This is a genomic window from Caballeronia hypogeia (assembly GCF_001544875.2).
GTDB lineage: Bacteria > Pseudomonadota > Gammaproteobacteria > Burkholderiales > Burkholderiaceae > Caballeronia > Caballeronia hypogeia.
The window spans coordinates 36,158-58,624 of sequence record NZ_FCOA02000041.1 but is presented as its reverse complement, the minus strand read 5'-3'; the positions used below and the strand labels follow the sequence as shown (position 1 = coordinate 58,624).

The window sequence follows — 22,467 nt, the reverse complement described above, 5'->3', positions numbered from 1 at the left end:
ACTCAAACGCTCAGCTGCACTGCCCTTCCTCCCATGAGAGACGGCACCGCGCAAACCGAATTATTCAGGCCCGACTAATTGTCGTCGTGGCAACCGCCTGCTTCACGATGTCATCCTGGTGGTTGCTCCAAAAGTTGGAGTAAAGCGCATTGACGGTCGCTCCAACACCGGCAGCGCCCATCGCCCATCCGAAGGTCAGTACGGCACACACACGGCGGAGCCACGCGGTCTCTTTAACAGCCGGGCGCTTCGCCGCTGTGAGCTTGACAATCCCGGCCGTAGCCCCCGCTCCCAAAAGCACGCCGACTCCAGACGCACGCAGTGGTGTGAACAGGAGCATCGCGAGAGCGCCGAAAATCACAGTGAGCGCAATGAACGGAAGTAACACATACAGGAAGAAGTATTTCTGCGCCTTCCCCGCGAGCTCCTTTTGCGCATTCGCGCGCTGGGTTGACTCCTCAAGCTGAATACGCGACTGCCGTTCTTTCTCCAACTCAAGGCGAAGCGCATCTTCCCTTCGCTGCCGCTCCGCCAGCTCCGCCTTGTGCTTGGAGGAGGTTTCCTGACTTGCGAGGCGCTCAACCTCGCTCGAGCGGGACACCACGTCTAGCTGCTGAACCAGCGCATCCTTGCGCGTACGCTCCTCGGATAGCTCATGCTCCAACTTCTTCGATTTCTCAACGGTCTCCCGATGTATTGTGAGAAGCTCATCACGGACGATGGCAGTCTGTTCAGCGTCGCTAGGGCTCTCGCGGAAGCGAGTTCGTACGGCGTCGTTCAGCAGCAAGGTATGGATTTCGTCCGCCGTGAAGTCGCCGACCGCTTCGATGCGAGACAACCGGTTGATGATGGCGAGACTGACGTCCTCGGTTTCGCTGTCGAACTCGCGGAACAGCAGCGGGAGCTTGAGGCTGCCGAACAAAGCTTTTTCGAACTGAGCGGAGCGCGGCATCCAGAACTGTGCAAACTGGATGAAGGTACTCGGGTCGACGCAGACCGGAACCCAACCTGAATTTCCTTTTCCCTTAAACGCATCGAAGCCAAGTAGGCGCCGGTCGAGCGTGACGAACCACTCCTTGGCATCAAGCGGCGATGACAGTTGCAGGTCGCGCTGCCGCTGAATGCAATGCCAGATGTAGAGGTCGTGGAAAATCGCTTCGTACGATTTCCGCCGAGAAGCCTCGATAAACCGCTCTTCGAACTTCTGGTTATCGAGCACGTCGTCGATAACCTCTTGGTCTTGCCGACCGATGAGCAGGCTTCGGTCGATGACCTCGATTCCCCGCTTCTTCAGAATCGCAGACAGATTTGATAGATAAGGCGCGAAGTAATCCTTCGGGCTCAGCGGTGTGCTTGTCTTCGACACCGCTTCGAGATACTTCGCGTGCACGCCAGACAGGTTCGAACGCAGTGCTGCCTGTGCCAGAGGGCGCGGATAGACGTGAGTGCCCATCGACTGCACAGCGTGCGACAACACTCTATTCGCCTCTTCAATCGTCTCTGGAAACACAAAAAGCTTAATCTTGACAGGCGCACGCGGGTCGTCACGCAGAGCCAGAAGGCCTTCGACGCCATCGTTCTCTTCATTCTCGTGCAATCCGAGCACCGAGAACAGCGTGTTCGTATCTAGGAAGAGTCGAATCGAGCTGTGAGTGTTCCTCTTCTTGTCGAGCGCTTCGACCGTCGCAGAGTCCAGGCTCACTGCCGCAACGAAAAACGAAGCGGCAACGCGTTTGAGAATGAACTGGCGAACGTCTTTCGAGGACGGATTTAGGAATTCGACCACGGTTCGGAAGACATCTTCCCGCGATTCGGTCGGAAGTCCATCGAGCAACGGCTGCAGATTCTCACGGGTGCTCAACGGCGCTGCGCCAGAGAGAAGATTCAACGTGTTTGCGCCAGCGTCGCGAATGAGCGGCATAAGAAACAGTTCAAGGAACATGTTCCACACACGTTCGCCATCGAGCTTGCCAGGGCAACGTTGAAGCGCGGCAATGAAAGCGCTCTTGGTCGCCGCCTCTTCAGCCTCTGTGGCCGCGATTGCCGACTGAATGTCGTTCAGCGCGGATTCCCGAACGCGAAATAGGCCCTTCGGATGTTCGACGACCTGCTTCTGTGAACAAAGCAACTCGATGGCTTTGATGACCGACGTCAAGCTGAAATCGTAAGCAGCCTGAACTCTGACCGCCTCGTGGATATCGGGACGAGACATGCCCTGAGCTGAGCGGCAGAGGATAGCAAGCACGATTTTGCTGAGCGTCTTCCGGACCCAGCCACTCTCGTTCAATTCCACAAAATGAACCAGTGAAATCAGTTCTTTAGTGAGTTTTAGTTGTTCTGTCATGTCACGAAAATTCTTCGCCGCATGTTCCATAACCGCTCCCCAGGGTGAAGCGAGGTCACATTCACGACTCTTCTTTTAATCAACGCCTTACATCTCTGATTCTAGCTTGGTCGGGAGCAAACTTATGACAATTTCTTACGTTACGCTGGCCAGGTCTTGCGCGCGCGGAGAGACGAATGATTGCCCACAATCCTCGCGTTTTTCGACGCTAGAAACGCATAGCGCCTGAACGAAGCACCGCCCGCCCGATAAGAAGTGCAAACATGCTGTCATTCTTCGATTTTGTGCGGGCAAATCCTGGCCTTGGCGTCCTGCCGGCAAGCACTGGGGTCACGATAGCCAGCGTCGTGCGGGTGAAAGCTAACTACCTCGCGACGGGTTGTCTTGTTCGGCAAGTCTTCTCGCGACCGCGATAACTGACATCGAAGTCGTCTCACGCGTGCCCTCATTGTCGCTAGCGATGAGCGAGCGTGTGCGGCGGGCGCTCGATTGCCTGCAATGTCTGAGCGAGGTTCTGGAAACAACGAACGGTCGTCGTGGTGATGAGGCGGACGTCGGGGCCAACTCACCGCTACTCCGTCCGTCCTAAAAACAGGACAGGTGTCCTGTTTTTAGGACGCGACGCCCGGGCTCCGTCATGGCGCTCTCCGCTCGCATGGCAGAAATCCAATTGAGGCTCGAGACATCGCGCGTCTTGATGGCGCCTCGAACAGCGACGCCGGCACGAAGTCGGCCGTATAAGTCAGCTCGCTATTTGGTCGCATGGACGAACGAAATGAAATCAATGAGACGGCGCGACAGCGGGAGGACAAGCTGACATTGGGGCTGAATGAGCTTTTGGGGATTCTGCTGGCAGATGCGGCGACTGATGTCGAAGTGGTCGCACGAGAGCTTGGGCTCAGGGACGAGATGCGGGAACGGCTTCGGCGGGCGCTCGACCGGGTCGAGTGCGCGCAAAGAATTTTGGGAGCCATCGAAGAACGGGTCTGCTGGGATGGGCGAATTGCTGGCAGCGGTGGCGGTTGGTCGGATGCTCGTGGTTGGTCAGATGCTCTAGGGCGTGCAGAGGCTCCTTTGCGCACAGAGGCTCCTCGACGGACGGTCGCGTTTGGAGACAAGGGGTGCTGTGGGGGTGCTCGTGCAGCCGAAGCAAATCCGACCGAGCCGGAGAACGAGCTGAATGGGACGGATGAGGCGGATGCGCCAGACGAGGCAGACACACCGAGCGAGCCGGACGCACCGAGCGCGGCGGACGAGGCTATGGACGCGAGGGTCTTGGAGGCAGTGGAATTGCTTGCAGAGGGGTGGCCACAGGACTACCCGCTGGGGGCAGTCGAGTGGCTGTTCTTGGGTGAGTTGGAGCGTTCGGCCTCGAGCATCGAGCGAAGCTCCAGTGACGCCACGGGTGAGGGCCGGGGAAAACAGCCCCTCGCAGGAGAAGCGTTCCTGGCCGAAAAACGGGAAAAAATTGTCCGCAGGGAGGGGGTCGAGACCCCTCCAAAATCAAGAAAAAACGGCAACTTTTAAGAAGCGTTCCTGCCTTTGCTGGCAAGGGTTTGCGGCTTTTTGACCCCCTGCCAGGAACGCTCCTAAACTGGTCTCAGGAACGCTTCTATTGTCGGCGAACACATGCGTCTGCGGCTTTCGCCCAACCTCACTCCACCGTTACCGACTTCGCCAGATTCCGCGGCTTGTCCACATCGGTTCCGCGCGCACACGCGGTGTGATACGCGAGCAGCTGCAACGGCACCACATGCAGGATCGGCGACAGCGCGCCATAGTGTTCCGGCATGCGGATCACATGAACGCCGTCCTCGCTGACGATACGCGTATCGGCATCCGCGAACACATATAGCTCGCCGCCGCGCGCGCGCACTTCCTGCATGTTCGACTTGAGTTTCTCCAGCAGCGTGTCGTTCGGCGCGACGGTCACCACCGGCATCGCTTCGGTCACGAGCGCGAGCGGACCGTGCTTCAGTTCGCCCGCCGGATACGCCTCGGCGTGGATATACGAAATTTCCTTCAGCTTCAGCGCGCCTTCCAGCGCGATCGGGTAATGCAGGCCGCGCCCGAGGAACAGCGCATTTTCCTTGCGCGAAAACTCCTCCGACCACGCGATGATCTGCGGCTCCAGCGCCAGCACGCTGTTCAGCGCCGCCGGCAAGTGGCGCAGTTGCGTGAAGTACGTCGCTTCCTGCTTCGCGTCCACATGACCGCGCATTTTGGCGAGCGTCATCGCGAGCACGAAGAGCGCGACCAGCTGCGTCGTGAATGCCTTTGTCGACGCCACGCCGATCTCCGTACCCGCATGCGTCAGGAACGACAATTCGGTCTGGCGCACCATTGCGCTGGTCGCGACGTTGCAGACTGCCAGCGTGTGCTTGTGGCCGAGCGACTGCGCGTGCTTGAGCGCGGCGAGCGTGTCGGCGGTTTCGCCCGATTGCGAGATCACGACGACCAGCGCCTTCGGATTCGGCACCGACTCGCGATAGCGATACTCGCTCGCGATCTCCACTTGCGTCGGAATTTTGGCGATCGATTCGAGCCAGTACTTCGCCGTCACGCCCGAGTAATAGCTCGTACCGCACGCGAGAATCAGGATGCTGTCGATGCCGGCGAACACTTCGCCCGCATTCGCGCCGAAGAGACTCGGGTCAAAGCGTTCGGCTTGCGGGATCGTGTCGGTGATCGCGCGCGGCTGCTCGAAGATTTCCTTCTGCATGAAATGCCGATACGGCCCGAGTTCGACCGCGCCGCCATACGCCGTCACGACGCGCACTTCGCGCTCGGCAGGGACGCCATCGCGATCGACGATCTTCACGCCGTCGAGCGCGATCTCGACCACGTCGCCTTCTTCGAGGAACGCAAAGCGGTCCGTGCTGCCGGCAAGCGCGAGCGCGTCCGACGCCAGGAAGTTCTCGCCCTCGCCTACGCCGACGACCAGCGGCGAGCCCTGCCGCGCGCCGACCACCGTATGCGGCTGATCCTTGTGCATCACGGCGATCGCGTACGCGCCGTGCAGCATCTTCACCGCGTCGCGCACGGTCTGGAACAGATTGCCGCGATACATGCTGTGAATCAAATGCGCGATGACCTCCGTGTCCGTCTGCGACACGAACTCATAGCCCTTCCCCTTGAGCATCTCGCGCAGCGACTCGTAGTTCTCGATGATGCCGTTGTGCACGAGCGCCACCGTGTCGCGCGAGAAGATCGGGTGCGCGTTGTTCGTGATGGGCGCGCCGTGCGTCGCCCAGCGCGTATGGGCGATGCCGGTCATGCCCGCCAGATGCGAGTCGCGCACTTGCGCGTCGAGATCGGACACACGCGCGACGCTGCGCGCGCGGCGCGGCTCGCCGTTGCTCAACACGGCGACGCCGCATGAGTCGTAGCCGCGATACTCGAGGCGGCGCAGCCCTTCGACCAGCACCGGGACGATGTTACGTTGCGCTACCGCGCCGACAATTCCGCACATGGGCGTTATCCTTTGAACCTTTCGTTTTGAAACGCGGCGCTCACGATCGGAGCAATAGCCGCGCGCGTCTGACTGACAGCAACCACGCGAAACCGACAGCCTTACGACTTCTTCTTGACCGGGCGCACGTAACCCGTCTTGCTGACCTGCACCTTCTCGTTGAGCACCATCGCGTCGTCGGCGACGTCCTTCCACACCGTGGTGCCCGCCGCGATCGTCACGCCGCGGCCCACGCGCACCGGCGCGACCAGTTGCGTGTCGGAGCCGATGAACACGTCATCGCCGATCACCGTGCGATGCTTGTTCGCGCCGTCGTAGTTGCAGGTGATCGTGCCCGCGCCGATGTTCACGCGCGCGCCGACGTCCGAGTCGCCGATATACGTCAGATGATTCGCCTTCGAGCCGCGGCCGAGCACTGCATTCTTCACTTCGACGAAGTTGCCGATATGCGCTTCGTCCGACAACTTCGCGCCCGGACGCAGCCGCGCGTACGGTCCGAGCACGACATTCGCGCCGGTCGTGGCGCCTTCGATATGCGTGTAGGCATCGACACGCGTGCCCGCGCCAATTTCGGCGTCGCGGATCACGCAATTCGGGCCGATGCTCACGTTATCCGCGATCTTCACGCGCCCTTCGAACACGCAGTTCACGTCGATGGTCACGTCCGCGCCGCATTCCAGCGTGCCGCGCACGTCGATGCGCGCGGGGTCCATCAGCGTGACGCCGGCGTCCAGCAGCGCGTTCGCCACGTTGCGTTGATGGATGCGCTCCAGTTCCGCGAGCTGAATCTTGCTGTTCACGCCGAGCGTTTCCCACTCGGCGTCCGGCTGTGCGGTGACCACTTCGACGCCCGACTCGATGGCGCGCTCGACCACGTCGGTCAGATAGAACTCGCCCTGCGCGTTGTTGTTTTTGAGCGACGCGAGCCAGGTTTCGAGCGTGCGCGTCGGCGTGATCACGATGCCGGTGTTGATTTCCGCGATGCGCCGCTCTTCCTCGCTCGCGTCCTTCTGCTCGACGATCTTTTTGACCTTGCCCGCGCCGTCGCGCACGATGCGCCCGTAACCGGCCGGATCACCCACGGTGACCGTCAGCACCCCGTAACGCTCCGCGCCCGCGGCATCGACCAGACGCTTCAGCGTGCTGGCGCGCGTGAGCGGCACGTCGCCGTACAGCACGAGCGTGGGAACCGAGGGATCGAGTAGCGGCAGCGCCTGCTGCACGGCGTGGCCGGTGCCGAGCTGGCGGTCTTGCACGGCAAATTGAACGTCCGGTGCGCCGACGGCTTCGCGGACCTTGTCCGCGCCGTGGCCGACGACGACCACGAGTCGCGTCGGCGACAGCGTGCGCGCCGTGTCGATGACATGCGCAAGCAGCGGCTTGCCCGCCAATGAATGAAGTACCTTCGGCAGAGCGGAGCGCATGCGCTTGCCCATGCCGGCAGCCAGAATCACGATGTTCATCGCAGGGAGCCTTGCTGGGAATAACGAGCGGTCAATATAGCACCGGGTCCTTTGACGCAGTGCGGGAGAGCACACGCTGCGTCCTTGTTTGACAATGGTTACAGGTCGTCGATCTGCACAATTGAAATGGCGCGGGGCGAAGCTGACGGTTCGCTTGCGCACGGTTCTTCGTCGAAGGCGATATCGCCCTGCGGATCGGCCTCACCTGTGGCGCGCAGGCTCGCGAACGGAAACAGCTTGCTGTCCATCAGATGCGACGGCACCACGTTCGACAGCGCGCTGAACATGTTGTCCACGCGTCCCGGAAAACGCTTGTCCCAGTCGCGCACCAGCGCCTTCATCTCCGCGCGTTTCAGATTCGGCTGACTGCCGCACAGGTTGCACGGGATGATCGGGAATTCGCGCAATTCCGCATACTTTTCGAGATCGACTTCCTTCACGTAGGCGAGCGGGCGGATCACGACATTCTTGCCGTCGTCCGACTGCAGCTTGGGCGGCATGCCCTTCAGCTTGCCGCCGTAGAACATGTTGAGCAGCAGCGTCTGAATGATGTCGTCGCGATGATGGCCGAGCGCGATCTTGGTCGCGCCGAGCTCGCCCGCCACGCGATACAGAATGCCGCGCCGAAGCCGCGAGCACAGCGAGCACGTGGTCTTGCCTTCCGGCACGAGCCGCTTGACGATGCTGTACGTGTCCTGATTCTCGATGTGAAACGGAATGTCGAGCTTGCTCAGGTATTCCGGCAGCACGTGCTCCGGAAAGCCCGGCTGTTTCTGGTCGAGATTCACGGCGACGATGTCGAAGTTGATCGGCGCGCGCTCGCGCAGGCGCATGAGGATTTCGAGCATCGCGTAACTGTCCTTGCCGCCGGACAGGCAGACCATGACCTTGTCGCCTTCCTCGATCATGTTGAAGTCGCCGATCGCCTCGCCCACCTGGCGCACGATGCGCTTGAAGAGCTTGTTGTTCTCGTACGCTTCCTTCTGCTGGCGGCGGGTCAAGGGCTCGCGCGCGGGCTTTTGCTCGTCGGCCGTTTCAGTCGTGTCACGCGCGTTCATGCTCGTTCCTTTTGGTCTTCTTTGATGCGAAAGACTTCGACGCCCACCGCGTCGCAATCGGGATAGACGTCGGGCTTTTCCGTCGATACGGCCACGGCGCGCACGTTCGGATGCGCGAGCAGCGCGGCCGCGACGTCGTCGCACAGCGTTTCCTGCAGGTGAATGTGGCCGCGCTTCACGCGCTGCGCGATGGTCGAGCGCATGAAGTCGTAATCGACGACTTCGTCGAGCTTGTCCGCGACGGGCGTCGACAGCGCGAGCGGCACGAACAACTCGACATTGATCACGACGCGTTGCTCGCCGCGCTTCTCGAAGTCATGCACACCGATATTGATGCGCACTTCGTAATTGCGCAGAAAAAGCCGCCGGCAATCGGTCAGCCGGGGATGCGAAAGTGCGGCAAGCATGGTTTCATCCAAAAATTAAACGTTACGGCGTGGTCGCGGCCTTGTGCGTGGCGAACATGTACATCACGTCGCGCGGGCTCGGCACGAGATGCTGGCCGCCGTCGACGACTAGCGTCGTGCCCGTCACGCCGTGGGCGTTCGCCAAGTAGCATGCGGCCTGCGCCACGTCCGCCACGGTCGATGCGCGGTTGAGCGGCGTCACGCGATGCGCCGCCTCGAACGACGCGGGCGTCTGCCCCGTGGAAATCAGCGTCAGTCCGGGCGCGAGTCCCGCGACCCGCAGCTTCGGTCCCAGCGCCTGCGCCAGCGCGACGGTCGCGTTTTCGAGCGCGGCCTTGGTCAGCGTGTACGACAGGTAGTCAGGATTCATGTTGTACAGCTTCTGGTCGAGCACGTTGATGACGACACCGCGTTTCGCGTCGTCGTGCCCGCCTTCGTCCGGCGTGATTTCGTGCAGCATGCGCGCGAGCAGTACGGGCGCGGCGACATTCACGGCGGTCATCTCCAGCAGTTTCGCGTAGCCGAAGTCCGTGGCCGAGTCTTCATCGAAGCGCGAAGCGCAGTTCACGATGCAGTTCAGCTCGCCGAACGCCTCGACGCACGCCGGCACGAGTCGCGCGACTTCGGCTTCGACGCCGAGATCCGCCTTCAGCGCGACCGCGCGACGCCCGAGCGCCTCGATTTCCGCGACGGTTTCATGCGCTTCGCGCTCGGAACCGCCGTAATGCACGGCCACGTTCCAGCCCTGCCGCGCGAATTCCAGCGCGACGCCGCGCCCGATGCGCCTGGCCGCGCCCGTGACCAGCACGGCGCGGGACGGCGAAACGGGACCGGAAGACGGCGAATTGACGGAAGAAAACGGCTTGGAAGCGCTCATTTACAATACTGGGATGAATCCGAATGCCAGACAATCCGATAGTTTACCTGCTCCGGGCGCCGACGCGCTCGCGCAGTCCGAAGCGCTTACAGACCTGATTCGCGGGCGCATTGCCGCGGCCGGCGGCTGGCTGCCGTTCGACCGTTATATGGAGCTCGCGCTCTACGCGCCCGGGCTCGGCTATTACAGCGGCGGCGCGATGAAATTCGGCCGCTGGGCGGAAGACGGCAGCGATTTCGTCACGGCGCCCGAATTGTCCCCGCTTTTCGCGACCACGCTTGCGCGGCCGGTTGCCCAGGCGCTGAAGGAAAGCGGCACGCGGCGGCTGATGGAGTTCGGCGCTGGGACGGGCAAGCTCGCGGCTGGTTTGTTGACCGCGCTATCCGATCTGGACGTCGATATCGACAGCTACGCGATCGTCGATTTGTCGGGCGAACTGCGCGCGCGGCAACGCGAGACCATCGAAAAGCACGCGCCCGGGCTCGCCGCGAAGGTGATCTGGCTCGATGCGCTGCCCGATGCGTTCGAAGGCGTAGTGATAGGCAACGAAGTGCTCGACGCGATGCCGGTGCGGCTCGTCGTGCGCAAGCTGGGCGCGTGGCACGAGCGCGGCGTGGTGGTGCTGAACGACCGCTTCGCCTTCGACGACCGGCCGGTCGCGCGTGATACACAGATCGATCTGATCGACGCGGCCATCGACGAAGCCAACGATGAACCGTTTGCCGAATACGTGACCGAGACGCACGAAGCGGCGCTTGCCTTCACGAACACTGTCTGCACGATGCTCACGCGCGGCGCGGCGTTTTTCATCGACTATGGATTTCCGCGGCGCGAGTTCTATCACGCGCAGCGCGCGACCGGCACGCTGATGTGCCATTACCGGCATCGCGCGCACGCTGACCCGTTTCTCTATCCGGGCCTGCAGGACATTACCGCGCACGTGGAGTTCACAGGCATTGCGGAGGCGGGCGTCGAGACGGGCGCGGATTTGCTGGGCTTCACATCGCAGGCGCGGTTTCTGATGAACGCCGGAATCACCGATGTGCTCGATGAACTCGATCCCTCCGATGTGCCGCGCTTCCTGCCTGCCGCGAACGCGGTGCAGAAGCTGCTCTCCGAGGCGGAAATGGGCGAGTTGTTCAAGGTGATCGCGTTTTCGCGCGGCATTCCCGGAACGGTCGATGCCTTCGCGGCAGGCGACCGGTCACATACGCTATGAGTGCTTCGCCATGATTCGCTGGCTGCTGACGACGTTCATCGCCCTGGCGATTCTTTCCGGGTCGATGCCGTGGCTCAAGAAGATCGGCATCGGGAGACTGCCGGGGGATTTCACTCTGCGAATCTTCGGGCGCGAATATTCGTTTCCGTTCATGTCGACGTTGCTGCTTTCGCTGCTGCTTTCGTTTATCGCGCGGGCGCTTTGAAGCGTGTTTCGTTCTCTTTGACGCGAATCATGTTCTGATTCGCGCTTTTTCTGTCCGATTTTTAAAACTAGAGTTTCCATACACGTCATTTGAATTCATTGACGCGCGGCCGTTGCCCTTTATTCAATAAAGGCAACGATCGTGTCGAAGGAAACCGATATGGAAACCGTCTCCCGATCCTCTCGCGCCGGAATAAGGCGAATTCCCATCCTGCTTCTTGCGATATGGTGCCTGCCAGTCATCGCAGTGATGCTTATTTGCGCGCTGTCTCGCGAAGCCGTGTCGCAGACAACGGAGAAATCCGCCTGGGATGAGCCAGCGTCGTTTCTCGGCGTCAAGCTGGGAGAACCGTTATCGGTTCCAGTATGTGTCCCGGGTCCGCCGCAGACAAATGCGATGTGCTGGAAAATCGTGGGCACCAGCAAAGGCATGGTGGTGTTCGAGCACGCCCCGGATCTTGGCTTCAAGTATTACCTGATGGGGATCACGAACGACGAACAAGTGCCGTATTCGCTGTCGATTCAAACCAAGACCGATAATTTCGCGGCGCTCAAGACCATGCTCATCGAGCGTTATGGCCCGGCTTCGAAATCGGAGCGGCAAACGGTGCAAAATCGTGCCGGCGCGTCATTCGCGAATGAGGTTCTGACCTGGGAAGGTCCAAACCTGAAAATGGAGCTGCGGCAACTGGCGGGCTCGATCAGCAACTGCGCCGTCTACGTGACGGACAAATCACGGCAGGCGGCGGCACGAGCTAAAACCGACGCCGAAACCAGGTCCAAGGCCAGCGCTTTCTGAGCGGCTCATGAGCGGTTCACGCCAACGCGTCCTTCACCGCCTGAACCCGCGCGTCATGCACCGCATCCTTGATCCTGGAAGGCTGATCGGCGCACTGCTGCGCCACCGCTCCCGCATCGACCGAGCGCGCCGCCACCAGAGCTTCGCGCAACCGCTCCGCCTGCGGATAAGGCTGCTGCTCCAGCCCGAGCCGGCCACGCGCATCGGCAAGACACGCCTGTAGCGCTTCCGCGAACCGCGCCGGCTTGCGCAGCGCGTCGGAGCGTTCGAACAAGCGCACCAGCGCCGCCGCTCCCATATCCATCACGCGATGAATATTGCCGTGCTCGCGCGCCACCAGCACCGCCAGATCGCGACACTCGTTCGGCACGCGCAGCCGCTCGCACAGCGGCCGCAACAAATCGACACTTCGTCCTTCATGGCCGATGTGTCGCGGCAATACATCTTCCGGCGTCGTCGCCTTGCCGAGATCGTGCGTGAGCGCGGCGAAGCGCACCGGCAACGCGAATCGCTGCCCCGCCGCATAGTCGAGCACCATCATCACGTGCACGCCAGTGTCCACTTCCGGGTGATAGTCGGCACGCTGCGGCACGCCCCACAGCGCATCGACCTCGGGCAGAATCCGCACCAGCGCGCCGCAGCCGCGCAACACTTCGAACATGCGCGATGGCTTCTTCTCCATCAGTCCGCGCGACACCTCCTGCCACACGCGCTCCGGCACGAGCGCATCGACCTCGCCGGCCGCGACCATCCTTTTCATCAGTTCGGCGGTTTCCGGCGCGACGTCGAAATCGGCGAAACGGGCGGCGAAGCGCGCCAGCCGCAGAATCCGCACCGGATCTTCGATGAACGCATCGCCCACGTGCCGGAACAGCCTGTTCTTCAGGTCGGACCGGCCATCGAACGGATCGATGACCGGACCGACGAGCTCGCCCGACGGACTCACTTCACGCGCCATCGCGTTGATGGTCAGATCGCGCCGCGCGAGATCTTCCTCGAGCGTCACATCCGGCGAATAGTAGAACTGGAAGCCGTGATACCCCGCCGCCGTCTTGCGCTCGGTGCGCGCGAGCGCGTATTCCTCGTGCGTGTCGGGATGCAGAAACACGGGAAAGTCCTTTCCCACCGGCCGATACCCCTGCGCCACCATCTGCTCGGGCGTCGCGCCCACGACGACATAGTCGCGATCCACCACCGGCACGCCCAGCAGTTCGTCGCGGATTGCGCCGCCTACCGCGTAGATGTTCATCGCGCTTCCCCGCGCGCGCCGTCGATCCATTGCGCCACCGCCGGCAGCGCCGTCACGCGCTTCGCGTATTCGAGCGAGGTCGCGCTCAGCTTCGGCGCGTAGGTATTGAAGCGCATGACGACCGGCGCGAACATCGCGTCCGCGATGCCGAAATCGCCGAACAGGAACGGCCCGCCCGATTTCGCCAGGCACTCCGCCCAGATCGCCTCGATGCGCGCGATGTTCGCCAGCGCCTCCGGCGTCGCGCCCTTCCCCGGCGCGCGCGTGGTGATTTCCATCGGCATGTTCTGACGCAAGTCCGCGAAACCCGCGTGCATCTCCGCGCTGACGCTGCGGGCGCGCGCGCGGGCTGCGGGCTCGCGCGGCCACATCGCGTGTTCGGGATGCAGTTCGGCAATCGTCTCGACGATCGCGAGCGATTCCCACACGGCGTCTCCCGCGTCGGTGACGAGACACGGCACCTTGCCGGACGGCGAGACTTCGAGAATTTTTGCTTTCGTGTCGGGCTGGCCGAGGCGGATCAGCGTTTCGTCGAACGGAATGCCGAAGTGCCTGAGCAGCACCCACGGACGCATCGACCAGGAAGAATTGAACTTGTCACCGATAACGAGTTTCATGCGATCAGAAAATGAAGATTAACGATGCGCCGTGGCGCGAAAAGCGTTGAAGCGCGAACGCGACGAGTCGCCCGTCAGATACAGCGGCGCGATGGCCTCGATGCTCGCCGGCTCGTCGATGCCCAGTTCCGGCGCAAGCGGCCCGCTCGCGATGCTCGGCGTTTTCATGGAATCGAGATTGTCGCGCGAGATGATCGGCTGCCCGGGCACCATTTCCATGGTCATCGCCTGCAGGCGTCCGAGGCTCTCCGGCAGCTTGACGATGCGCGCATGCTTGCCGATGGTCGCGCCCGCGAAGCGCACCAGTTCCGCGAGCGTATAGACGCCCGGGCCCGCTAGCTCGTAGACGTGTCGGTTCGCGGCATCGAGGTCGAGCACGTTGACCATCGCCTTGGCCACGTCGCCGACGAACACCGGCTGGAACTGCGCATCGGCGCACGCGAGCGGAATCACCGGAAACAGGCGCTCCAGAAACGCGAACTGGTTGAGCAGATTGTCCTCGGGGCCGAACACGACCGAGCTGCGGAAGATGGTCCAGTCGAGACCGGATTCGCGCACGATCTTCTCGCCATCGCCCTTCGAGCGCAGATACATGCTCGGACCCGCCGGATCCGCGCCGATCGCGCTCATGTGCAGGAGACGCCGCACGCCCTTCGCCTCGCAGGCGGCCGCGATCTTGTGCGGCAGTTCCACATGCGCCTTCGCGAACTCCGGCCCGTATGGATCGTCGCGCCGCCCCTGCAGAATGCCGACGAGATTGATGACCGCGTCGCTCTGCTCGATGAACGCGGCGAGTTGCGCCGGGTCGTGCACGTCGGTTTCGATCACATCGACGGGCAAGAGCGTGAGATGCGCGGCGTTCACGCGCCGCCGCGTCGCGACTCGCACCTTCTTGCCGAGATCGACGAGCGCATTGACGAGATGACCGCCGATGAATCCCGAACCGCCGATCAGCGCTACATGTTGGTGTCGCATAGTTCGCCTCTTGGGTCGCGGCCTTGACGGATGCGGCTTGAATCCGGAACGGCGGGCCGGAAATGAAAACGCCCGCGCGTCTTTTTATTCGACGCGCGGGCGTGAGGTTCGCTTCGGTGCAACGTCAGGGAGCGATATAGCCCAGACGCGCCTTCAACGACTGCGGACGGCCTTCGAACAATGCCGCGTAGTAGACGGTGTTCGACAGCACGTTCTTCACGTAATCGCGAGTCTCGGTGAACGGGATGGTTTCAGCAAAAATCGCGCCCTCCACGGGCGCGCGCAAATCCTGCCGCCACTGACGCGGCCGGCCCGGCCCGGCGTTGTAGCCGGCGGTGGCGAGCACGGGCGAGTTGTCGAATTGATTGTAGATCATCGACAGGTAATTCGTGCCGAGCAGGATATTGGTGTTGATGTCGTTCATCTGCGCGCGCGACACCGGACCCATGCCGATTTTCTTCGCGACGAGCTGCGCCGTGCCGGGCATCAACTGCATGAGGCCGCCCGCGCCGACTTCCGAACGCGCGTTGATGATGAAGCGCGACTCCTGGCGGATCAGACCGTATGCCCATTCGATATCGAGACCGGTGTTCTGCGCATCGCGCTCGACGATGTCGCGGAACGGCGACAGATAGCGCAACGAGAAATCGTGCTCCACCTTCGTCTTGTCGGCTGTGTTCACGGTACGGTCGAACAGCTCGATGCGTTTCGCGTATTGCGCGGCCGCGATCAACTGACGGTCGGTCATGGTCCGCAGCGGCCAGTTCCATTCGCGGTTGCCTTCGAGACGCATGTTCAGCGCGTAGAAACGCTGCGACAGCGCGAAGCCCGGCACCGACTGCATCTGCGCGATTTCCTCGTCGGACACGGTGGTGCGCGGCGGCACGCTGATCTTCTGGCCGAGCTCTTCCAGCGCGAGCTGACCGTAGAAGTTGTACTGATCCGCGATGCTCTGGAATTCCTGGTTCGCCGTCGCCGTGTCGCCCGCCTGCTTCACCGCGCGCCCGTGCCAGTAGACCCACGCCGGCTGGCTGCGCAGCGTGGGCGGCATCTGTTCGATGGACCAGCGCACCATGTTCCAGTCGCCGACGAGCAGCGCGCTGCGGGTGCGCCATTCATAGGCCGGGTTCGACAATTGCGCGTTCGCCGAAAGCCGATACCAGTCCGCCGCCGACGGCATGCGCTTGATCGCGGCCTGATAGCCGATGGTGCCCCAGCCGATCGCGCGCTCGGCGGGCGTCAGGCTCGGCGCGACGGAGCTGAACGTTGCCGCCGCCATGGCCGGGTCGTTGCGGGCCATGCGCGTGATCGCGAGCAAGGTCAGCTGATGCGCCGGCGTGTTCGGCATGACGCCGCGCGCGAGATACAGCGGCGGCTTGTTGACGGCGTCGTCGAGCAGCGTGTCCTTCGGCTTTTCCTGACCGAGCGCCTCGACGATGTTCGAGCCGGTCGTCGTGTAGTTCTGCTCGTAAGCGAGGCGGATTTGTTGCCAGATGTCGTCGCTGGTGAACTGGCCGGATTCGGCCAGCGCGCCGATCAGATCGACGCAGCCGTCGCCGTACCATTTCGGCTCGACGAGCAGCGCCCGCGCCGCGTCGGCCACGTTTTCGCCGCGCGACATGCGGGCTTCGAGCGCGTAGCACTTAACCTGCGTGTCGTCGTTGAGAACGAAACGGGGATATTGCTGCTCGAAGTTCTTCCAGTCGTGACGGCTGCCGAGAACGACCAAATAGTCGTTGCGCATGCGGTCGGCGATCGCCTGGCCGTCGTAGCGCTGCAGGAACGACAGCACCGGCGCGTCGGGCGCGTCGATGCGCGCGTGGCCCTGCGAATCGAAGAGCTGCGGCTTGAGCGTGAAGTATTCGAGATAACTCGGCGCCGGGTAATTTGGAATCTGCGCGGCGAGCATGGCGGCCTTGCCGGCGTCGTTGGCGCGTGCGGCGTCGCGCAACTGCATGAAGATGCGGTCGTCGGAGCCGGGAGAGAAGTCGGCGTCGGGCCGAACGGCGGAAGCCGTTCCGCAGGCGACTAGCGTCGCCGCGGCAAGGGCTGCGCCGACTGCGAGATATACTCGTTTGAGGCGTTTTGACATCTTTATTTCTGGAGCGCGAATGGTCTTGAACCGTGGCCTGAGATCGGAGGAAAGCATAGCACGCAACGTTTGCGACGAACCCCGGCGTGAGTCGAAAAGCGAGCCAAAAAGCGCCTTGCGCGCAACGCTTCTCGCGACGCGGGAAGCGCAGAGCGAACAACCCGCGCAGACCGCGAAAAACGAAGCGCTCGCCGCGCGGATTCAGGAAGTGCTCGCGCGGCACGATGCGCGTTGCGTCGGCCTGTACTGGCCTGTCGCGGGCGAGTTCGACGCGCGCGCTGCAATGTCGCGCTGGCTCGCCGCCGACGCCACGCGCGGCGGCGCGCTGCCGATCGTCGTGAAACCGCACGCGCCGATGGTGTTCCACGCATGGCGCGCGGACACACCGATGAAGGAAGGCCGTTACCGGATTCCGGTGCCCGCTGAAGAAAACGTCGTGGTGCCGGAGTTGCTGCTGATTCCGTGCGTGGGTTTCGATGCGGCGCGGTATCGGCTGGGCTATGGCGGCGGATACTACGATCGCACGCTCGCCGCGTGGCCGAACGACGCAAGGCCGGTGACGATCGGAATCGCGTACGAATCGGGCAAGTGCGGCGCGCTGCCGCGCGAGGCGCACGACATGCCGCTCGATGCGGTGATCACCGAATCGGCTATCTATTAAAGCGAGGCCGCGGCGCGCGCGGCGGTATCGTAGAGACCGGAGGCATTGCGCATCAATTGCGCGGCCTCGCCGATCTGCTCGTTGGTCAGGCCGCTTTCGCGCAGGGTCGCGATCAGGCACGCCTCGCGCACCTCGCGATACTTGCCGCACAACTCGCGCCCCGCCGGCGTCGCGGAAAAGAAAGCTTCCTTGCCCGTCTTCTCGCTCTTCAAATAGCCGCGAGCGACGAGTTTTTTCAACGCATACGTAGCAACGTGCGTGTCCTCGATGTTCAGCACGAAGCAGATGTCGGCGAGCTTCTTCTTGCGGTCGCGATGGCTCACGTGATGCAGCAGCGACACTTCCACCGCCGTCATGTCCTTCGCGCCCGCCGCCGACATGCAGCGCACCATCCAGCGATTGAACGCATTGCCCGCCATGATCAGGCCGTACTCGAACTCCGACAGTTCCGCGCTGGTTTCGGAGACGAGATGCTCGGACGAGACAATCTTGGTGGGATGGCGCGCCATGGGTTTGACCAGTGAGAAGTGCGTTGGAGTGTAGCGCAACGTCTTTTCGACGCACGCCGCAGGGACCTCGGAGAAAACTCGTATTGATAATTTCTTGATAATTTATTGACAATGTAACATCCTGCGACGAGGCGAAGATCGCCGGACCGGTGAAAATTTCGCTTCGTGCAAAAGGCAATCAGAGGCATGACAAGACCACGCATACATTCGTTGGGCGACTCCGCGCTCGTGCTCGACGCCGCGCCGCCCGCCACCCTCGACTGCCAGCGCCGCATCTGGGCGCTGACGGAGCACGCGCGCCTCATGCCGCACGTCGTCGAAGTCGTGCCCGGCATGAACAATCTGACGATCGTGTTCGATCCGCTCGAAGCGGAGTATGAGACGCTCGCCGCGCAACTGGAGAGCGGCTGGGACGCCGCCGAGGCCGTCGACATGGACAGCGCCGAAATCGAGATTCCGGTGCGCTACGGCGGCGCCGACGGCCCCGACCTCGCCGCGCTCGCGAAGCACGCCGGGCTTTCCGTCGACGAAGTGGTGAAGCGCCACACGCAGGCCGAGTACATCGTGTTCTTCCTGGGCTTTCAGCCCGGCTTCGCCTATCTCGGCGGACTAGACGCCGCGCTCGCCATGCCGCGCCGCGCCGAGCCGCGGCTCGAAGTGCCGGCCGGATCGGTGGGTATCGGCGGGGCGCAGACGGGCATCTATCCGGCGGCGTCGCCGGGCGGCTGGCAACTGCTCGGGCGCACCGAGCTGAAACTGTTCGATCCGGCCAGAAATCCGCCGACGCTGATGCAGCCCGGCGACCGCGTGCGCTTCACAGCGCTGGAGGTGCGCGCATGATCGACGTGATTCGCGCGGGCGTGCTGACGTCCGTGCAGGATTTGGGGCGTCACGGCTACCGGCATCTCGGCGTGAGTTCGGGCGGTGCGCTCGATGCGCTGTCGCTGGAAATCGGCAACCGCATCGTCGGGAACCGACCGGATGCGGCGGGCATCGAGGTGACGTTCGGGTCGACCGTGCTGCGCTTCAAGCACGCGACGCGCATCGCCATTACCGGCGTGGATTTCGGCGCCACGCTCGACGACAAGCCCGTCTATTCGTGGTGGAGCCTGCCGGTTCGCGCCGGCCAGGAACTGACGCTGCGCGCGGCCAAACGCGGCATGCGCGGCTATGTGAGCATCGCGGGCGGCATCGACGTCCTGCCGATGCTGGGCTCCCGCTCCACGGATCTCGGCGCGTGCTTCGGCGGCCTCGGCGGACGCGCGCTGCGCGACGGCGACCGCTTGCCGGTCGGCGTGCCGCAGCCGCACAAGGGCATTGCGTTTTCGCCGGAGGAACCCGCGTTCGGCGTGAAGGCGCCCGCGTGGTGCAAATTCGTGCTCGTCGATGAGCCTGTGCGGCGCGGCCGTCATTCGCCGAGCCTCGCGTGGGCGGTGCCGATCCGCGTGCTGCGCGGCCCGGAGTACGGCAGCTTCAGCGACGCCGCGCAGGACGGCTTCTGGAATCAGGAATGGACCATCACGCCGAACAGCAACCGCATGGGCTTTCGTCTCGCGGGCGCGGCGCTGGAGCGTCGCGAGAAGATCGAACTGCTGTCGCACGCGGTTTTGCCCGGCACGATCCAGGTGCCGCCGAACGGCCAGCCAATCGTCCTGATGGGCGACGCGCAGACCACCGGAGGCTATCCGAAGATCGGCGCTGTCATCAGGGCGGATTTGTGGAAGCTCGCGCAAGTGCGGCTGAACGGCGGCGTGCGCTTCATCGAAACATCTGCGGAAGAAGCGCGCCACGCGCTCGCCGAGGAACGGCAATACGTGAGCCAGGTGGAAACGGCCATCGCGATGCACGAGGAACGCATCGCCCGCGCGGGCTCCTGAAGCTCATCCTGAACTTCAAGCCGCGCGGCGACGCGGCGCATCACACTCAACATCCAACGGAACGACTGCGAAAGACATCATGGAAATCGATCTCAATGCCGATCTCGGCGAAGGCTGCGGCTCCGATGAAGCGCTGCTCGATCTCGTGAGCTCCGCGAACATCGCGTGCGGCTGGCATGCAGGCGGCGCCACCGCGATGCGCGATTGCGTGCGCTGGGCGGTCGAAAAAGGCGTCGCGATCGGCGCGCATCCGAGCTTCAACGATCCCGAGAACTTCGGCCGCAAGGAAATGGATCTGCCGCCCGAGGAAATCTACGCGGGCGTGCTTTATCAACTGGGCGCGCTGTCGGCGATCGCGCAGGCGGAAGGCGGGCGCATCGCGCACGTGAAGCCGCACGGCGCGTTGTACAACCAGGCGGCGCGCAGCCCCGACATCGCCGATGCGATCGTCTCCGCCGTGCGCGACTTCGATCCGTCGCTGCTCGTGTTCGGGCTGGCGAACAGCGGGCTGATCGAAGCGGCGCGGCGCGCGGGGCTGAACGCGATCGAGGAAGTGTTCGCGGATCGCGGCTATCGAGCGGACGGTTCGCTCGTGCCGCGCAAGGAGCCGGGCGCCCTGCTCGACGACGAGAACGTCGTGCTCGACCGCACGCTCGCGATGGTGCGCGAGCAGCGCGTGCAGGCCGTGTCGGGCGAATGGGTGCCGCTCAACGCGCAAACGATCTGCCTGCATGGCGACGGCGCGCACGCGCTGGAATTCGCGCGGCGCATTCGCGACGCGCTCGCCGATGCGGGCATCGAAGTGCGCGCGGCCCACGCCGCCGCCTGAGGCGCTGGTAGAAGGATTGAACGCCCCGACCGACCGGGGCGTTTTAGCAAGCGGCCAACAGAGCCGCGCGTTGCAACGTCGTTGTCGAACCAAGCGCCCGAATGAAGGCGCGACATATCAGGAGATCGAATGGCAAACCCTGTCAACTTATGGCCGCTTATCGGCGTGGCCGTCATCATCGTAGGCTTCGTGCTGCGCTTCAATCCGATGCTGATCGTCGCGGCGGCGGCGATCATCACCGCGTTCGCGGCGCATTTTCCGGTCGAGAGAATTTTGACCGCCATCGGCAGCGGCTTTCTCAAGACGCGCAACATTCCGCTCATCATCCTGCTGCCGCTCGCGGTGATCGGCCTGCTCGAACGCCACGGCCTGCGCGAGCGCGCGCAGATGTGGATTTCGAGCATCAAGGCCGCGACGGCCGGGCGTCTCCTGATCGTCTATCTGTTCGTGCGCGAGATCACGGCGGCGGTCGGGTTGACAGGGCTCGGCGGCCATCCGCAGATGGTGCGCCCGCTGCTCGCGCCGATGGCCGAAGGCGCGACCGAGTCGCGCTACGGCAAGTTGTCCGATGCGGTGCGCTACAAGCTGCGCGCGTATTCGGCTGCGACCGACAACGTCGGCCTGTTCTTCGGCGAGGACATCTTCGTGGCGTTCGGCGCGATCGTGCTGATGACGACGTTCCTCAAGGAAGCGGGCATCGTCGTGGAGCCGATGCACGTGGCCGTGTGGGGCATTCCGACCGCGATCTGCGCGTTCCTGATTCACGGCTTCCGCCTCTGGCTGCTCGACCGCCAGCTCGCGCGCGAACTCGACGCGCTCACGCGCAACGTCGCGGGAGAGCAAGCATGACGCTCACGATCAACTATCTGTTTTATCTTGTCGGCATCGTGCTGGTGGTTGTCGCGGGCATGATCCTGACGGACAAGTCGCATCCGCGGCGGCTGACGGCGGGCGTGTTCTGGCTGATTTACGCGCTGATCTTTCTGATCGGTGACTGGATTCCGGTGCCGATCGTCGGCGTGCTGGTCGTGGCGATGGCGCTGATCGCGGGCTTCGGCGGCGTGACGGCCGCGAAGCCGAAGATGCTTTCGGAGGAAACGCGCCGCCAGAGCGCGGTGCGGCTCGGCAACAAGCTGTTCGTGCCGGCGCTGACGATTCCCGTCGTCACCGTGATTCTCACGCTCGGCGCGAAGTACCTGGTGTTCGGCGGCGTGCCCCTGATCGAGCTGAAGAACGTGACGCTGATCGGCTTCGGGGTCGGCTGCGTGATCGCGCTGGCGATCGCGTGCGTGATGACGCGCGATACCGTCGGCCAGTCGATGCGCGAAACGCGGCGTCTCATCGACGCGCTCTCGTGGGCGGCCGTGCTGCCGCAGATGCTCGGCATGCTCGGGCTCGTGTTTTCGGACGCGGGCGTGGGCAAGGCGGTCGCGCACGTGACGACGGCTTACGTGAACATGGACTACCGGATCGTCGCGGTTGCGGTGTATGTGCTCGGCATGGCGCTCTTCACGATGGTGATGGGCAATGGCTTCGCCGCGTTCCCGGTGATGACGGGCGGCGTCGGCGTGCCGATTCTGGTCGGCGTGTTCCACGGCAACCCCGCGACGATGGCCGCGATCGGCATGTTTTCCGGCTATTGCGGCACGCTGATGACGCCGATGGCCGCGAACTTCAATATCGTGCCGGCCGCATTGCTGGAGTTGCCGGACAAGAACGCGGTGATCAAGGTGCAGGTGCCGACCGCGCTGGCGTTGCTGGTGGCGAATATTTTCCTGCTGAACTGGTTGATGTTTATTTGAGCGAGGCGGGCGC

Annotated in this window: 21 protein-coding genes; 10 read left to right on the top strand and 11 right to left on the bottom strand. The window is 63.2% G+C overall.

Annotated features, from left to right (window positions below; all coding sequences use genetic code 11):
• Positions 1-64: 64 nt before the first annotated feature.
• Positions 65-2,374, bottom strand: coding sequence for a Rel homology DNA-binding domain-containing protein (locus AWB79_RS34335; RefSeq protein ID WP_061171913.1), 2,310 nt, complete (start codon positions 2,372-2,374; stop codon positions 65-67).
• Positions 2,375-3,106: 732 nt separating this feature from the next.
• Here AWB79_RS34335 and AWB79_RS34330 point away from each other — a divergent pair.
• Entirely contained in the window at positions 3,107-3,871 is a 765-nt protein-coding gene (locus AWB79_RS34330) for a hypothetical protein (protein ID WP_061171912.1), read from the top strand.
• Positions 3,872-3,998: 127 nt separating this feature from the next.
• Here the strand turns inward: AWB79_RS34330 and glmS are convergent, their stop codons facing one another.
• The 5 genes from glmS to AWB79_RS34305 all read right to left on the bottom strand — a co-directional run bounded on the left by glmS (position 3,999) and on the right by AWB79_RS34305 (position 9,621).
• Entirely contained in the window at positions 3,999-5,816 is a 1,818-nt protein-coding gene (gene glmS, locus AWB79_RS34325) for a glutamine--fructose-6-phosphate transaminase (isomerizing) (RefSeq protein WP_061171911.1), read from the bottom strand.
• Between the two features lie 101 nt (positions 5,817-5,917).
• Entirely contained in the window at positions 5,918-7,279 is a 1,362-nt protein-coding gene (glmU, locus tag AWB79_RS34320) for a bifunctional UDP-N-acetylglucosamine diphosphorylase/glucosamine-1-phosphate N-acetyltransferase GlmU (protein ID WP_061171910.1), read from the bottom strand.
• 98 nt (positions 7,280-7,377) lie between these two features.
• Entirely contained in the window at positions 7,378-8,337 is a 960-nt protein-coding gene (gene ttcA, locus AWB79_RS34315) for a tRNA 2-thiocytidine(32) synthetase TtcA (RefSeq protein WP_061171909.1), read from the bottom strand.
• On the bottom strand, positions 8,334-8,744 hold the full coding sequence (locus AWB79_RS34310) for a dihydroneopterin aldolase (RefSeq protein WP_061171908.1): 411 nt from the start codon (positions 8,742-8,744) through the stop codon (positions 8,334-8,336). Before AWB79_RS34310 ends, ttcA begins: the two co-directional genes overlap by 4 nt.
• A gap of 22 nt (positions 8,745-8,766) precedes the next feature.
• Positions 8,767-9,621 (bottom strand): SDR family oxidoreductase, encoded by an 855-nt coding sequence (locus tag AWB79_RS34305; RefSeq protein WP_061171907.1) that lies wholly within the window; start codon positions 9,619-9,621, stop codon positions 8,767-8,769.
• Positions 9,622-9,634: 13 nt separating this feature from the next.
• Here AWB79_RS34305 and AWB79_RS34300 point away from each other — a divergent pair, with 13 nt between their 5' ends.
• From AWB79_RS34300 to AWB79_RS39870, 3 genes are all read left to right on the top strand, one after another.
• Complete coding sequence (locus AWB79_RS34300) at positions 9,635-10,840, top strand: class I SAM-dependent methyltransferase (protein ID WP_061171906.1); 1,206 nt, start codon at positions 9,635-9,637, stop codon at positions 10,838-10,840.
• Between the two features lie 10 nt (positions 10,841-10,850).
• Complete coding sequence (locus tag AWB79_RS34295; RefSeq protein WP_061171905.1) at positions 10,851-11,045, top strand: DUF2905 domain-containing protein; 195 nt, start codon at positions 10,851-10,853, stop codon at positions 11,043-11,045.
• A 159-nt stretch (positions 11,046-11,204) separates the two neighbouring features.
• Complete coding sequence (locus tag AWB79_RS39870; RefSeq protein WP_157695911.1) at positions 11,205-11,843, top strand: hypothetical protein; 639 nt, start codon at positions 11,205-11,207, stop codon at positions 11,841-11,843.
• A gap of 16 nt (positions 11,844-11,859) precedes the next feature.
• Here AWB79_RS39870 and AWB79_RS34285 read toward each other — a convergent pair whose 3' ends face one another.
• The 4 genes from AWB79_RS34285 to AWB79_RS34270 all read right to left on the bottom strand — a co-directional run bounded on the left by AWB79_RS34285 (position 11,860) and on the right by AWB79_RS34270 (position 16,776).
• Positions 11,860-13,092, bottom strand: coding sequence for a multifunctional CCA addition/repair protein (locus AWB79_RS34285; RefSeq protein WP_061171903.1), 1,233 nt, complete (start codon positions 13,090-13,092; stop codon positions 11,860-11,862).
• The gene (locus tag AWB79_RS34280; RefSeq protein ID WP_061171902.1) at positions 13,089-13,709 is read right to left on the bottom strand and encodes a glutathione S-transferase family protein; all 621 of its coding nucleotides are present in this window, start codon (positions 13,707-13,709) and stop codon (positions 13,089-13,091) included. Before AWB79_RS34280 ends, AWB79_RS34285 begins: the two co-directional genes overlap by 4 nt.
• Before the next feature lie 18 nt (positions 13,710-13,727).
• Positions 13,728-14,684, bottom strand: a complete 957-nt coding sequence (locus AWB79_RS34275; RefSeq protein WP_061171901.1) for a complex I NDUFA9 subunit family protein — start codon at positions 14,682-14,684, stop codon at positions 13,728-13,730.
• A 124-nt stretch (positions 14,685-14,808) separates the two neighbouring features.
• Complete coding sequence (locus AWB79_RS34270; protein WP_061171900.1) at positions 14,809-16,776, bottom strand: lytic transglycosylase domain-containing protein; 1,968 nt, start codon at positions 16,774-16,776, stop codon at positions 14,809-14,811.
• 19 nt (positions 16,777-16,795) lie between these two features.
• On the opposite strand from AWB79_RS34270, the gene AWB79_RS34265 reads away from it, so the two are divergent.
• Complete coding sequence (locus tag AWB79_RS34265) at positions 16,796-17,437, top strand: 5-formyltetrahydrofolate cyclo-ligase (protein ID WP_082862554.1); 642 nt, start codon at positions 16,796-16,798, stop codon at positions 17,435-17,437.
• On the opposite strand, the gene AWB79_RS34260 is transcribed toward AWB79_RS34265, so the two are convergent.
• Positions 17,434-17,946 (bottom strand): winged helix DNA-binding protein, encoded by a 513-nt coding sequence (locus tag AWB79_RS34260; protein WP_061171899.1) that lies wholly within the window; start codon positions 17,944-17,946, stop codon positions 17,434-17,436. The two genes, AWB79_RS34265 and AWB79_RS34260, sit on opposite strands and share 4 nt — an antisense overlap.
• 186 nt (positions 17,947-18,132) lie before the next feature.
• On the opposite strand from AWB79_RS34260, the gene pxpB reads away from it, so the two are divergent.
• The 5 genes from pxpB to AWB79_RS34235 all read left to right on the top strand — a co-directional run bounded on the left by pxpB (position 18,133) and on the right by AWB79_RS34235 (position 22,454).
• Complete coding sequence (pxpB, locus tag AWB79_RS34255; RefSeq protein ID WP_061171898.1) at positions 18,133-18,786, top strand: 5-oxoprolinase subunit PxpB; 654 nt, start codon at positions 18,133-18,135, stop codon at positions 18,784-18,786.
• Positions 18,783-19,823, top strand: a complete 1,041-nt coding sequence (locus AWB79_RS34250; RefSeq protein WP_061171897.1) for a 5-oxoprolinase subunit C family protein — start codon at positions 18,783-18,785, stop codon at positions 19,821-19,823. Before pxpB ends, AWB79_RS34250 begins: the two co-directional genes overlap by 4 nt.
• Positions 19,824-19,902: 79 nt before the next feature.
• Positions 19,903-20,652 carry a 5-oxoprolinase subunit PxpA gene (pxpA, locus tag AWB79_RS34245; protein ID WP_061171896.1) on the top strand — a complete coding sequence of 250 codons (750 nt, stop codon included), beginning with the start codon at positions 19,903-19,905 and terminating at the stop codon, positions 20,650-20,652.
• Positions 20,653-20,781: 129 nt separating this feature from the next.
• A complete protein-coding gene (locus AWB79_RS34240; RefSeq protein WP_061171895.1) occupies positions 20,782-21,501 on the top strand; it encodes a DUF969 domain-containing protein in 720 nt (239 codons plus the stop codon).
• The gene (locus AWB79_RS34235; protein ID WP_061171894.1) at positions 21,498-22,454 is read left to right on the top strand and encodes a DUF979 domain-containing protein; all 957 of its coding nucleotides are present in this window, start codon (positions 21,498-21,500) and stop codon (positions 22,452-22,454) included. The genes AWB79_RS34240 and AWB79_RS34235 overlap by 4 nt, the downstream gene beginning before the upstream one ends.
• Positions 22,455-22,467 lie beyond the last annotated feature (13 nt).

Excerpts from the sequence above, each read along its gene's own strand:
- AWB79_RS34335 (WP_061171913.1), bottom strand. The coding sequence starts at position 2,374 with ATGGAACATGCGGCGAAGAATTTTCGTGACATGACAGAACAACTAAAA.
- AWB79_RS34330 (WP_061171912.1), top strand. The coding sequence starts at position 3,107 with ATGGACGAACGAAATGAAATCAATGAGACGGCGCGACAGCGGGAGGAC.
- glmS (WP_061171911.1), bottom strand. The coding sequence starts at position 5,816 with ATGTGCGGAATTGTCGGCGCGGTAGCGCAACGTAACATCGTCCCGGTG.
- glmU (WP_061171910.1), bottom strand. The coding sequence starts at position 7,279 with ATGAACATCGTGATTCTGGCTGCCGGCATGGGCAAGCGCATGCGCTCC.
- ttcA (WP_061171909.1), bottom strand. The coding sequence starts at position 8,337 with ATGAACGCGCGTGACACGACTGAAACGGCCGACGAGCAAAAGCCCGCG.
- AWB79_RS34310 (WP_061171908.1), bottom strand. The coding sequence starts at position 8,744 with ATGCTTGCCGCACTTTCGCATCCCCGGCTGACCGATTGCCGGCGGCTT.
- AWB79_RS34305 (WP_061171907.1), bottom strand. The coding sequence starts at position 9,621 with ATGAGCGCTTCCAAGCCGTTTTCTTCCGTCAATTCGCCGTCTTCCGGT.
- AWB79_RS34300 (WP_061171906.1), top strand. The coding sequence starts at position 9,635 with ATGAATCCGAATGCCAGACAATCCGATAGTTTACCTGCTCCGGGCGCC.
- AWB79_RS34295 (WP_061171905.1), top strand. The coding sequence starts at position 10,851 with ATGATTCGCTGGCTGCTGACGACGTTCATCGCCCTGGCGATTCTTTCC.
- AWB79_RS39870 (WP_157695911.1), top strand. The coding sequence starts at position 11,205 with ATGGAAACCGTCTCCCGATCCTCTCGCGCCGGAATAAGGCGAATTCCC.
- AWB79_RS34285 (WP_061171903.1), bottom strand. The coding sequence starts at position 13,092 with ATGAACATCTACGCGGTAGGCGGCGCAATCCGCGACGAACTGCTGGGC.
- AWB79_RS34280 (WP_061171902.1), bottom strand. The coding sequence starts at position 13,709 with ATGAAACTCGTTATCGGTGACAAGTTCAATTCTTCCTGGTCGATGCGT.
- AWB79_RS34275 (WP_061171901.1), bottom strand. The coding sequence starts at position 14,684 with ATGCGACACCAACATGTAGCGCTGATCGGCGGTTCGGGATTCATCGGC.
- AWB79_RS34270 (WP_061171900.1), bottom strand. The coding sequence starts at position 16,776 with ATGTCAAAACGCCTCAAACGAGTATATCTCGCAGTCGGCGCAGCCCTT.
- AWB79_RS34265 (WP_082862554.1), top strand. The coding sequence starts at position 16,796 with ATGGTCTTGAACCGTGGCCTGAGATCGGAGGAAAGCATAGCACGCAAC.
- AWB79_RS34260 (WP_061171899.1), bottom strand. The coding sequence starts at position 17,946 with ATGGCGCGCCATCCCACCAAGATTGTCTCGTCCGAGCATCTCGTCTCC.
- pxpB (WP_061171898.1), top strand. The coding sequence starts at position 18,133 with ATGACAAGACCACGCATACATTCGTTGGGCGACTCCGCGCTCGTGCTC.
- AWB79_RS34250 (WP_061171897.1), top strand. The coding sequence starts at position 18,783 with ATGATCGACGTGATTCGCGCGGGCGTGCTGACGTCCGTGCAGGATTTG.
- pxpA (WP_061171896.1), top strand. The coding sequence starts at position 19,903 with ATGGAAATCGATCTCAATGCCGATCTCGGCGAAGGCTGCGGCTCCGAT.
- AWB79_RS34240 (WP_061171895.1), top strand. The coding sequence starts at position 20,782 with ATGGCAAACCCTGTCAACTTATGGCCGCTTATCGGCGTGGCCGTCATC.
- AWB79_RS34235 (WP_061171894.1), top strand. The coding sequence starts at position 21,498 with ATGACGCTCACGATCAACTATCTGTTTTATCTTGTCGGCATCGTGCTG.